We start from the raw sequence: 12,132 nt of genomic DNA on the forward strand, positions 1-12,132 counted from the left end.
AAAACCCCCGGCAGAAAAACAAGGTTAAATTAGACGAAAAGCGTTAAGGAAAATTTTCCGTATATCAGGGCCGCAGGCAGCGCGATTTGAACGCAAAACGGTCCCGGAATAAAACCGGGGCCGTTCGATTGAAGGCAAATCGGGCGGCGATCAGGCGGCGCGGTAGACCGGGCTGGCTGCCGCCTCGCCGTCGATCTTGAACTGCTGGATCAGTCTGCGCAGGGAATCGGCCTCGTCGGCCAGTTCGCGGCTGGCGGCAGTCGTTTCCTCGACCATGGCGGCGTTCTGCTGCGTCATCTGGTCCATCTGATTGACCGTCGCGTTGACGCTCTGCAGCGCGTTGGACTGGTCGTGGCTGGCACGGGCGATCATCTCGACATGCTGGCTGATCGTGACGATCTGGGCGCTGATCTTGGCAAGCACCGTGCCGGTCTCCTGCACAAATTGCGAGCCGGAGCTGACCTCGTGGGTCGACTTGTTGATCAGGCCCTTGATTTCCTGCGCCGCGGCTGCGGAGCGCTGGGCGAGTTCGCGGACTTCCATCGCCACCACCGCAAAGCCCTTGCCGGCTTCACCGGCGCGCGCCGCCTCGATGCCGGCGTTCAGCGCCAGCAGGTTGGTCTGGAAGGCGATCTCGTCGATGACGCCGATGATCTGCTCAATCTGGCGCGAGGCATCCTCGATGCGACCCATCGCATCGATCGCATTGCTGACAACGACGGCGGAATCGTCAGCGCTACGCTTGGCCTGGCGGACGATCTGGTCGGCATCCTTGGCGCGTTCTGCCGAAGAGCGGACGGTAACGGTGATCTCATCGACGGCGGCCGCAGTCTCTTCGAGCGAGGCAGCCTGCTGTTCGGTGCGCTTGGACAGATCCTCGGCCGACTGGGCCATCTGGTTGCCGTTGCCCTGGATCAGTTCGACATTGTCGCGGATCTGGCTCATTGTCGCCTGCAGGCGCACCATCGACCCGTTGAAATCCTGGCGCAGCTGTTCGAGGCGGCCAATGAAGGGCGTTTCGATCGTCGTCGAGATATCGCCCTGCGACATGCGTTCGAGGCCGGCGGCGAGCGCATTGACGGCGAATTCGATCTGGCGATCCATCTCGCGCTTTTCGGCGTCGTTGCGCTGGCGCTCGTGTTCGGCGGCGGCGCGCTCCTCGTCGCTCTGCTCCTCGATGCGGATCTTCGAGATGGCATTTTCCTTGAAGATGCCGAGCGCGCGGGCCATGTCGCCGATTTCATCGTGGCGCTGCTCGCCGGAGATATTGGTCTCCAGCGCGCCTTCGGCGATACGGCGCATAGCCGCGGTGATCTGGCTGATCGGGCGCTGCAGCGTCAGCACCAGGGCAATGCCGCCGAGGATCGACAGGAGAATGCCGAGACCGGTGGTCATGACGGAGATGCTGTTTGCCTGGGTGCGCTCGGTGCCAGCCGTCTGCTTCTGCAGCTCGGCGAAATCGGTCAGCTTCGTCCAGATCTGGTCAAGCTCCTGGCGGGCTGCGGCATAGGCCGTGACGCGCTCGGCGATCGTGTCGACGATCTTCGAGCCGCCGCCGGAGATGGCGTCGAGCGCGGGCTGGATCGCGCCCGATATGCCTTCGGCAAAGCCCATGCCCTTGGCGCTGGTGATCAGCACCTGCATGTCCTTGCCAAGCGTGCCGGCCTGCTGCTGCAGGCGCACGAGGTTGTCCTTGCTGGAATTGGCGAGGAAATCGGAAAGCACGATCTGCAGTGCATAGACGGAATTTTCCAGACGCCTGGTATCCTGAAGGACGGAGTTGGTCTGGCCGATGCGGCCCTCGAGGTCGGCGAAACGCTGTGTCGCCTCGCGCATCTTCTGGGTTGCGGTCAGCTGCGTATAGGTCGAGGTCTGGCGGAAGCGCGACACGAGCCGGCCGAGTTCGGCAATGTTCTCATCGGTCGGAGCGGGCATCGCCGCGATCGCCTTGATGCTGTCGATGGTCGCGGCCAGTGCGTCGATGACGTTCTTCTGGTTGGTCGGAACCGAAATGGCGATCAGGCGCTGGGATTTGATGATCGCAGGCATCTGTTCGTTGATGTAGGCGATCTTTTCCTGCGGCGTCTGCGGCTTGCTGTAGCCGCTGGCAACGGTGCCGAGGAAGTCGCCGCCCTTCAACAGGCGGTCGGCCGTGCGAAGCGTGATGGTGGCGGCGCCCTCGTCCTGCTGAAGCGCGGTCTGCAATTCCTCGGCCTGATAGGAGACCGTGAAGCGAGTGCTGATCAGGCTCTTTTGCGCTGCGTCGATCTGCTCATGCAGTGCCTGCTCCTGCTCATGCAGGCCCCAGAGCTTGTCGACGACGCCGGATATATCCTTGGTGCGGCGCGATGCTTCGGCCAGGCTATCGCGGCCGGCAGCCTCTTCACCGACCTGGTTCAACGTCGCATCGAGTACGCCCTGCTGGGTCTTCAGATCCGCAAGCAGCTTGTCGCGCGCCTGCTGGCTGGTGATGCGCAGGAAATCGTCCATCGAACCGTAGAGATCCTTGAACCCGCTCAACGACTGCAAGACGCTGTTGGATATTTCCATACGCCCCTGCAGCAGTCCCGAAGCGTAAAGGCCCGTCAGGCCGACCGCCGAAATGGTGACGACGAAAGGCAGAACGAAGATCAGGACCTTCGTCTTGATCCTGAAGCGGGAAAGAATCTTGTCAATCAACATGGCGTTCCGGGCCTTTCATACACCACTCCTCCCGCAGGCGGCCATCTGGCGCCAGCCGGGTACACATCGAGCTGTTCGTAATTTACATTGGGGAACCCGGAAGCCAGGCGGCAGTCATTGCCAGTTCATGTCCAAACAACTTTGGAGATGCCCAAATAATCGCGGGCAATTGTGTCAGATTAGATATTAATTTTCGGATAAGCGGTTGCGGCGAATGAAGCCAAGGCAGTGAAATAGTTGCAATTTTGTAGGCCGTGGTGCAGCGGGGCGGCGCAATTGCACCGCGACCTTCGTTGCGGGCCTGAAGACAGGATCAGAGGACGTGCGAAAGAAGCAGCGCGAGGCTGGCGGCGGTAGCGCCGGCTACGAGCATCAGATAACGCAGGGCGACCATGCGGGCGTTCGGCTTCGCCTCGGCAATTGCGATGGCGCGGGCGCGTCGTGTGTTTCCGGTCATGCTCGAAACCTCACTTCTGTCTGACACAACAATCCAACAAAACGGCTTGCTGGTAAAGCTTATTTAGGAAGAGCTTTGCAGATCGCCAATTGAGACAGGATGGCGCACCTCTCTTAAGAAGTCTTGAATCGGTATTACCTAAAGAGCCTCGCATCGAATTTGATTCAAGCGATGCGCTACAGACCTTGTTTTATGCATGTCGTTGTCCCGGAACCGCTGCACACTTCCGGGCGACATGCATTGGATTTACGCATATTCGCCGGCGGCAAATCCGGAGGCCCAGGCCCATTGGAAATTATAGCCGCCGAGCCAGCCGGTGACGTCGACGCATTCGCCGATGAAATAAAGCCCGGGCACGGCCTTGGCCTCCATGCTGCGGGAATCGAGCGCTGCCGTATCGATACCGCCGAGCGTCACTTCAGCGGTGCGGTAGCCTTCCGAGCCGGACGGCTTGACCGTAAAGTTCTGCGCCGCCGCGGCAAGGCGCAGCAGGGCCTTGTCGGGCAGGTCGGCCATGTTGCCGGCGATCTTTTCGCGCTCGACGAGAAATTGGGCCAGCCGCTTCGGCAGGATGTCGCCGAGTGCCGTCTGCGGCGACTGGCGGCCATTCAGCTGCTTTGCCGTCTTCAGATGTGCTCCGATGTCGATATCCGGTTCGATCGAAACGACGATCTCGTCGCCTTCGCGCCAATAGGAGGAGATCTGCAGGATGGCGGGGCCGCTGACGCCGCGATGGGTGAACAGCAGCGCTTCGCGAAAGGCGGTCTTGCCATGACGGATTTCGGCCGGGGCGGAAATGCCGGCAAGCGGCGCGATGGCCTCGAGCAGGCCGGGATCGAGCGTCAGCGGCACGAGGCCGGGGCGGGTTTCGAGCACGGGAAGACCGAACTGCTCGGCCAGGCGATAGGCAAAGCCGGTGGCGCCCATCTTCGGGATCGACTTGCCGCCGGTGGCGACGATCAGCGCAGAGGCTTCAAAAGCATCTTCACCGGTCGAGACGCGAAAACCCGCCTCCACCTTTTCGACACCTGTTATCTCGGTGCCGAGATGCAGTTGCGCGCCGGCGCTGCGCATCTCCGTCAGCAGCATGCGGATGACGTCTTTGGCGCTATCGTCGCAGAAAAGCTGGCCGAGCGTCTTTTCATGCCAGGCGATGCCGTGCCGGTCGACCATGGCGATGAAATCGGCCGGCGTGAAACGGGCAAGCGCCGACTTGCAGAAATGCGGATTGGCGGAAAGGAAGTTCTTCGGCCCGGCATGGATATTGGTAAAATTGCAGCGGCCGCCGCCCGAGATGCGGATCTTCTCGCCGGGCGCCCTTGCATGGTCGAGGACCACGACGGAGCGGCCGCGATTCCCCGCCCGGATGGCCGCCATCATGCCCGCCGCCCCGGCGCCGATGACGATGACGTCGCTTTTGCGCTGCAAACCCGTTTCCCCGATCAAGACAGCGCCTTCTTTTTCCATCAAAGGGCGAAAGTCAACGTTCTCAACCTCTCGCCAATTGGCAAAGTCCGGTTATGATGGCGCCACGATCAACCAAACCGGTGTGTCATGTCCCCAAAAAAGACGACGCTGAAGCCTGCCAGAAACGTGCCCGCCTCGAAGAAAACTCCCCCGGACCCCGGGTCTCTGCGCGGCGTTGCGAACTGGAAGGAAGCAGCGCGGTGGCTGAGGGACAGGGGCATCGAAGACATCGAATGCATCACGCCGGACCTTGCCGGCGTTCCGCGCGGCAAGATGATGCCGAGCTCGAAATTCACCTCGAACACCTCGCTGGCGTTGCCGTCGGCGATCTACCGGCACACGATTTCGGGCGAGTATCCGGAGGAGACCGAAAGCTTCCGCTACGAGCCGCGCGACAGCGATCTGAAGCTGATGCCCGATCTTTCCACGCTTTCGGTCGTGCCCTGGAGACCGACCCGACGGCACAGGTGATCTGCGACATCGTCGATTCCGACGGCGGCGAAGTGCCCTATACGCCGCGCAACGTGCTGAAACGCATCCTGAGCCTCTATCACGACCGCGGCTGGAAGCCGATCGTGGCGCCGGAGATCGAATTCTACCTGGTCGCCAAGAATGACGACCCCGACTATCCGCTGCACCCGCCCAAGGGCCGGTCCGGCCGCTCGATCCTCGGCGGCCAAGGCTATTCGATTGCCGGGATCAACGAATTCGACGAACTGATCGACGACATCTACCATTTCTCGGAGAAACAGGGCCTCGAGATAGATACGCTGATCCACGAAGAGGGACCGGCGCAGCTCGAGATCAACCTGCGCCACGGCAATCCGATCGAACTTGCCGACCAGGTGTTCCTGTTCAAACGCACGATCCGCGAGGCGGCGCTGAAGCACGACATCTATGCGACCTTCATGGCCAAGCCGATGCAGGCCCAGCCGGGTTCGGCGATGCATATCCATCAGTCGGTGGTCAATATCGAGACGGGCAAGAACGTCTTCTCTAATGCGGACGGATCGGCCTCGAAGGAATTCTTCCATTTCATCGGCGGCATGCAGAAATTCGTGCCGAGCGCGATGGCGATGCTGGCGCCCTATGTGAATTCCTACCGGCGCCTGCAGCCTGATATGTCCTGCCCGGTCAACAATGCCTGGGGTTACGACAACCGGACGACGGCCTTCCGCGTTCCGGTATCCGATCCGCAGGCCAGGCGCGTCGAAAACCGGCTGCCGAGCTCGGACGCCAATCCTTATCTGGCGCTTGCAGCCTCGCTTGCCGCCGGCCTGCTCGGCATCATGAAGCAGATCGAGCCGACGGCGCCGACCGAGGATTCGGCCAATGAAGGCTCGATCGACCTGCCGCGGGGCCTGTTGGAAGCCGTGGCGCTGCTCGAGGACGAGCCGGCTTTCGAGGAGATTTTCGGCAAACAGTTCATCGGTCTCTACGCCGGCGTCAAGCGCGGCGAGTTCGAGACCTTCATGCAGGTGATCAGCCCCTGGGAGCGGGAATTCCTTCTGCTCAACGTGTGAGGCAGCGCCATGGCATCGCAGGAGACGTGGCAGAGCCCGATCTCGCCGGGCCTATCCTGGTATCAGGCAACCGTCGGGGAGCGGCCGAGCTATGCCGCTCTCGACGGCTCGAGAACATGTGATGTCGCCATCATCGGCGGCGGCTATACCGGCCTGCAGGCCGCCTACAATCTGGCCAAATCGGGCGTCTCCGTGGTGCTGATCGAGGCCTGCCGCTTCGGCGACGGGGCGTCCGGGCGCAATGGCGGCCAGCTCGGCACCGGCCAGCGATGGTGGCCGGAAGAGCTCGAGGAGAAGATCGGCTACGAGCGCTCGAAGGCGCTGTTCGATCTTGCCGAGGCGGCCAAGCGCCATCTCCTCGATTTCGCCAGGGAGCATCAGATCGAGATCGATTATGTGCCCGGCCAGCTCAACGTCGCGCACAAGGCGAGCTATGAACGCGACTTTCGTGAGAACGCCGAAATCGCCGCGCAGCGCTACGGCTATCCGCATATCAGCTTCATGGACGAGACGGAAACGCAGGAGCGGCTCGGCTCCAAGCGTTTTTATTGCGGCGTGCGCGATGTCGGCACCGGCCATATCCATCCGCTGAAGCTATTGATCGGCCTGGCGCGGGTCGCAGCCAACGCCGGTGCTGCGATCTTCGAGATGACAAAAGCAAAGGCGATCCGCCAGGGCGGCGGCAAGGTGACGATCGAAACGGACAAGGGAACGATCACCGCCAGCCGCGCCCTGATCGCCTGCAACGGCCATATCGGCAATCTGGAGCCGGTGACGGCAAGTCATGTCATGCCGATCCGTTCCTTCATCGGCGCCACAGCTCCGCTCGACCGGCATCCCGACGTGCTGCCGGGGGGCGAGGCTGTGGCCGATTCGCGCTTCGTCGTGCGTTACTTCCGCCGATTCGAAGGCCGGCTGCTGTTTGGCGGGCGCGAGGCCTATACTGCAGACAATCCGCGGGACATTTCGCAGCATATCCGCCGGCAGATCGCCGAGATCTATCCTGAGCTGAAAGACATCGAGATCACCCACGCCTGGGGCGGCACTGTCGGCATCACCATGCCGCGCCAGCTGTTCGTGCGCGAGGTGATGCCCGGCGTCACCTCGATCGGCGGTTATTCCGGCCATGGCGTCATGCTGTCAAACTACTGTGGCAAGCTCTACGCGGAAACAGTGCTTGGAAAAGCCGGCGATCTCGATCTCTTCGCGTCGCTCGATATTCCCGCCTTTCCCGGCGGGCCCAGAATGCGGGCGCCGCTGCTTTTCCTCGCCTTGTCGTGGTTTGCGCTTCGCGACAAGTTTTAGTCTGATTGCGGATTTCCTCTTCCGGAAATTCGCACTAAAACCGGTGCCTGACAGATTCATTGCACTGCACACTGGCTTTTTTAAATCGATTAGATTAAAAGGGCCGCCAACCAGCCTGATTGAGAGACAAGCTCATGAGCAGCCAGATTATTCCCGTTGAGCCTTTTGATTACGTCGTCTTCGGCGGCAGCGGCGACCTTGCCGAACGCAAGCTTCTGCCCGCGCTCTACCATCGCCAGATCGAGGGCCAGTTCTCCGAACCGACCCGGGTGATCGGCGCTTCGCGCAGCCCGCTTTCCCATGAGGAATACCGCAAATTCGCCAAGGATGCGTTGAACGAGCACCTGAAGAAGGGCGAATATGACGAAGCTGAGGTGGAGAAGTTCTGCGCCCGCCTCTACTACGTCTCGGTCGACGCCCGCACGGACACCGGCTGGGACCAGCTGAAGAAGCTGCTCGACGAAGGCAAGGAGCGCGTGCGCGCCTTCTACCTCGCGGTCGCGCCCGGCATCTTCGGGGATATTTCGCAGAAGATCCACGACCACAAGCTGATCACCAAGTCGACCCGCATCGTCGTCGAGAAGCCGATCGGTCGCGACCTCGCCTCGGCACTGCAGCTCAACGACACGATCGGCCGCGCCTTCAAGGAAGAACAGATCTTCCGCATCGATCACTATCTCGGCAAGGAGACGGTGCAGAACCTGATGGCGCTGCGCTTCGCCAACGCGCTCTATGAGCCGCTGTGGAACGCCAACTATATCGATCACGTGCAGATCACGGTGGCTGAAGCGGTCGGCCTCGAAGGCCGCGCCGGCTATTACGATACGGCCGGCGCGCTCCGCGACATGGTGCAGAACCACATTCTGCAGCTGCTTTGCCTGACGGCGATGGAAGTGCCCTCTTCGATGGATTCGGAAGCCGTCCGCGACGAGAAGCTGAAGGTGCTGCGCGCGCTGAAGCCGCTCAATGCCTCCAATGTCGAGCAGGCGACGGTCCGCGGCCAGTATCGCGCCGGCGCCTCGGGCAGCGGCCCGGTCAAGGGCTATCTCGAAGAGCTCGAAGGCGGCGTCTCCAACACCGAGACCTTCGTCGCCATCAAGGCGGAGATCAACAACTGGCGCTGGGCCGGCGTTCCCTTCTATATCCGCACCGGCAAGCGCCTGACCGGACGCATGTCCGAGATCGTCATCACCTTCAAGCCAATCCCGCATGCGATCTTCGACCAGGCAGCCGGGCGTATCGTCGCCAACCAGCTGATCATCCGGCTGCAGCCGGATGAGGGCGTCAAGCAGTCGCTGATGATCAAGGATCCGGGGCCTGGCGGCATGCGCCTGCGCAACGTCTCGCTCGACATGAGCTTCGCCCAGGCCTTCAACGTCCGCAACCCCGACGCCTACGAGCGCCTGCTGATGGACGTGATCCGCTCTAACCAGACCCTGTTCATGCGCCGCGACGAAGTCGAAGCCGCATGGAAATGGGTGGATCCGATCCTGAAAGGTTGGGAAACCACCGGCCAGCAGGTGCAGGGCTATACCGCCGGCACCTGGGGCCCGAGCCAGGCCATTGCGCTGATCGAGCGCGACGGCCGCACCTGGCATGACGATATCTAAGGGGAAACCGATGGCATCGACCCTGCATTCCTTCGCCAGCCCCGCAGATCTCGCCGGCAGCCTCGCCGACAAGGTTGCCGATACGCTTTCGGCGGCGATCTCAGCCCGCGGAACGGCGTCCATCGCCGTTTCCGGCGGCTCGACCCCGAAGGCCTTCTTCCAGGTGCTGTCGACGCGCGACATCGCCTGGGACAAGGTGACGATCACGCTTGTCGACGAACGTTTCGTGCCGGCCGACAATGCGCGCTCGAACCATATGCTGGTCGATGCCAATCTCTTGCAGAACAAGGCGAAGTCGGCGCGTTTCGTGCCACTTTACCAGCCGGCCGCCGCCGTCGAGGAAGCCGCGCGGCTTGCGACGGAAAAGAGCGCCGAAATCGGCATTCCCTTCGATGTCGTCATCCTCGGCATGGGCGGCGACGGCCACACCGCCTCGTTCTTTCCCGGCGGCAGCAATCTTGCCACGGCGCTCGACGCATCGACGCCGCGCGGCGTCATCACCATGGAAGCGGAGGGGGCCGGCGAGCCGCGGCTGACCTTTACCTTCTCCAGTCTTCAGGATGCCGCACTCCTGGTTCTCCATATTGAGGGCGAAGGCAAAAAAGACGTTCTCGCCAAGGCAGAAGGCAGCGGTGAGGAGGCAGACATGCCGATCCGCGCCATTCTGCGCCGGGCCACTTCCCCGGTCGAGATCTACTGGGCTCCCTGATACGGCCTCACAGCCGCCGGAGCCGGCGAACACATTGAGACGAACCAGAACAAGGCAGGGATCTTCCATGTCCTCTCACGCACGCATTTCTGCGATCACCGATCGCATTGTCGAACGCTCGAAACCAACCCGCGAGCGGTATCTGGAGCGCCTGCGCGCCGCCGCTTCCAAGGGCGTCCAGCGCTCGGTGCTCGGCTGCGCCAACCTGGCTCACGGCTTTGCGGTCTGTTCCCCCGCCGATAAGGATGCGCTCGCCGGCGACCACATCCCCAATCTCGGCATCATCACCGCCTATAACGACATGCTCTCGGCCCACCAGCCGTTCGAGACCTATCCGGCGATCATCCGCGAGGCGGCCGCAGAGGCAGGCGGCGTGGCGCAGGTGGCGGGCGGCGTGCCGGCGATGTGCGACGGCGTCACTCAGGGGCAGCCGGGCATGGAGCTTTCGCTCTTCTCGCGCGATCTGATCGCCATGTCGGCGGGCGTCGGCCTGTCGCACAACATGTTCGATGCCGCCCTCTTCCTCGGCGTCTGCGACAAGATCGTGCCGGGCCTCGTCATCGCAGCCTTGTCCTTCGGGCACCTGCCGTCGATCTTCGTTCCGGCCGGTCCGATGACGACAGGCCTGCCGAACGACGAAAAGTCGCGCGTACGCCAGCTCTTCGCCGAGGGCAAAGTCGGTCGCGCCGAGCTGCTGGAGGCTGAATCGAAGTCGTACCACGGCCCCGGCACTTGCACCTTCTACGGCACCGCCAATTCTAACCAGATGCTGATGGAGATCATGGGATTCCACCTGCCGGGCTCCTCCTTCATCAATCCCGGCACGCCGCTGCGCGAAGCGCTGACGCGCGAAGCCGCCAAGCGGGCGTTGGCTATCACCGCGCTCGGCAATGAATTCACCCCGGCCGGCGAGATGATCGACGAGCGCTCGGTCGTCAACGGCGTCGTCGGCCTGCATGCGACCGGCGGCTCGACCAATCATACGCTGCACCTCGTCGCCATGGCGCGCGCGGCCGGCATTCAGCTCACCTGGCAGGACATCGCCGAGCTTTCGGAAGTGGTGCCGCTGCTTGCCCGCGTCTATCCAAACGGGCTTGCCGACGTGAACCATTTCCAGGCGGCCGGCGGCATGGGCTTCCTGATCAAGCAACTGCTGAAGCACGGCCTGGTGCATGACGACGTGCGCACCGTCTTCGGCCAGGGTCTCGAAGCCTATACGGTCGATGCCCGGCTCGGCGAAAACGGCACCGTCCTGCGTGAGCCGTCGCCGGAGAAGAGCCATGATCCGAAGGTTCTCTCCAGCATCGAAACGCCGTTCCAGGCCAATGGCGGGCTGAAGATGCTGCGTGGCAATCTCGGCAAGGCGGTCATCAAGATTTCAGCCGTCAAGCCGGAGCGCCACATCATCGAGGCGCCGGCAATCATCTTCCACAGCCAGCAGGAGCTGCAGGACGCCTTCAAGGAAGGCAAGCTCAACCGCGATTTCATCGCCGTCGTGCGCTTCCAGGGACCGAAGGCGAACGGCATGCCGGAGTTGCACAAGCTGACGCCGCCGCTCGGCGTGCTGCAGGACCGCGGTTTCCGCGTGGCGCTGTTGACCGACGGGCGCATGTCGGGGGCCTCGGGCAAGGTGCCGGCGGCGATCCATGTGACGCCTGAGGCGGTTGACGGCGGCCCGATCGCCCGCATCCGCGACGGCGACATCATCCGCCTGGACGCGATCAAGGGCACGCTCGAGCTGCTCGTCGATGCGGCCGATCTGGCCGAGCGCGAGCCGGTGACCGTCGATCTCTCCGACAATGAATTCGGCATGGGCCGCGAACTCTTCGCGCCGTTCCGCCGCGCCGTCGGCGCTTCGGATCAGGGTGCAAGCGTGCTCTTCCACCACTGAGCGTGGTCGCTGGAGACAAACAAAACCCGCGGGCGCGCGAAGCACCCGCGGGTTTTGCTATCCAGTCTTTATCCGTCAGGCGCGGATATCGAGCACGTAGTCGCGATGCGCCGGATGGGTGCTGTAGACGAAGATCTTGTTCAGCTCCTTTTGCGTCAGCAGACGCAGGAAGCGGACTTCGATCGTATTGTTGGCGTTGACCTTCATCAGTATGCAACCGACCTTGGTGATGCGGGCATCCGGAATATCCAGATAGAACTGCTTCGGCAGGTTGAACTGGGTGAGGATCGCGAGTGTGGCGCTGCTCATCGAGATCCGGACGATATCGCAGCGGCGCGAAGCCGCGTGCATGACACCCTTTTCCGTATATTCGATGCGCGCGGCATTCATCGTGTCCTCCATCTTGAACCGCTGCTCGCGGTCATACATGAAGGATTCTTCCTTACTCAGGAAATGAGATTTTGGCTGTGACGGATTGGAAGCGGCCA

The 12,132-nt window shown here is 62.3% G+C and carries 8 protein-coding genes and 1 pseudogene; 5 read left to right on the forward strand and 4 right to left on the reverse strand.

The features are described 5' to 3' along the window. Positions 1-150 precede the first annotated feature (150 nt). The 3 genes from MF410_RS15455 to MF410_RS15465 all read right to left on the reverse strand — a co-directional run bounded on the left by MF410_RS15455 (position 151) and on the right by MF410_RS15465 (position 4,606). Positions 151-2,682, reverse strand: a complete 2,532-nt coding sequence (locus tag MF410_RS15455) for a HAMP domain-containing methyl-accepting chemotaxis protein (protein WP_097623908.1) — start codon at positions 2,680-2,682, stop codon at positions 151-153. A gap of 313 nt (positions 2,683-2,995) precedes the next feature. Then, the gene (locus tag MF410_RS15460) at positions 2,996-3,139 is read right to left on the reverse strand and encodes a hypothetical protein (protein ID WP_165503916.1); all 144 of its coding nucleotides are present in this window, start codon (positions 3,137-3,139) and stop codon (positions 2,996-2,998) included. 246 nt (positions 3,140-3,385) lie between these two features. After that, the gene (locus MF410_RS15465; protein ID WP_131711074.1) at positions 3,386-4,606 is read right to left on the reverse strand and encodes an NAD(P)/FAD-dependent oxidoreductase; all 1,221 of its coding nucleotides are present in this window, start codon (positions 4,604-4,606) and stop codon (positions 3,386-3,388) included. 87 nt (positions 4,607-4,693) lie between these two features. Here MF410_RS15465 and MF410_RS15470 point away from each other — a divergent pair. The 5 genes and pseudogenes from MF410_RS15470 (at position 4,694) to edd (ending at position 11,644) form a co-directional block, all read left to right on the forward strand. Next, positions 4,694-6,129: pseudogene (locus MF410_RS15470) on the forward strand (glutamine synthetase family protein). Positions 6,130-6,138: 9 nt separating this feature from the next. Continuing rightward, on the forward strand, positions 6,139-7,434 hold the full coding sequence (locus tag MF410_RS15475; protein ID WP_097623905.1) for an FAD-binding oxidoreductase: 1,296 nt from the start codon (positions 6,139-6,141) through the stop codon (positions 7,432-7,434). A 134-nt stretch (positions 7,435-7,568) separates the two neighbouring features. Continuing rightward, positions 7,569-9,044 carry a glucose-6-phosphate dehydrogenase gene (gene zwf, locus MF410_RS15480; protein ID WP_003570253.1) on the forward strand — a complete coding sequence of 492 codons (1,476 nt, stop codon included), beginning with the start codon at positions 7,569-7,571 and terminating at the stop codon, positions 9,042-9,044. A gap of 10 nt (positions 9,045-9,054) precedes the next feature. After that, positions 9,055-9,753: a 6-phosphogluconolactonase gene (gene pgl / locus MF410_RS15485; protein ID WP_097623904.1), complete on the forward strand. Its 699-nt coding sequence runs from the start codon at positions 9,055-9,057 to the stop codon at positions 9,751-9,753. Positions 9,754-9,820: 67 nt separating this feature from the next. After that, complete coding sequence (edd, locus tag MF410_RS15490) at positions 9,821-11,644, forward strand: phosphogluconate dehydratase (RefSeq protein WP_097623903.1); 1,824 nt, start codon at positions 9,821-9,823, stop codon at positions 11,642-11,644. A gap of 75 nt (positions 11,645-11,719) precedes the next feature. Here the strand turns inward: edd and MF410_RS15495 are convergent, their stop codons facing one another. After that, entirely contained in the window at positions 11,720-12,073 is a 354-nt protein-coding gene (locus tag MF410_RS15495; RefSeq protein WP_003588490.1) for a hypothetical protein, read from the reverse strand. Positions 12,074-12,132 lie beyond the last annotated feature (59 nt).

Origin of the sequence: Rhizobium sp. C104 (assembly GCF_022354505.1) — a bacterium.
Classification (GTDB): Bacteria; Pseudomonadota; Alphaproteobacteria; order Rhizobiales; family Rhizobiaceae; genus Rhizobium; species Rhizobium redzepovicii.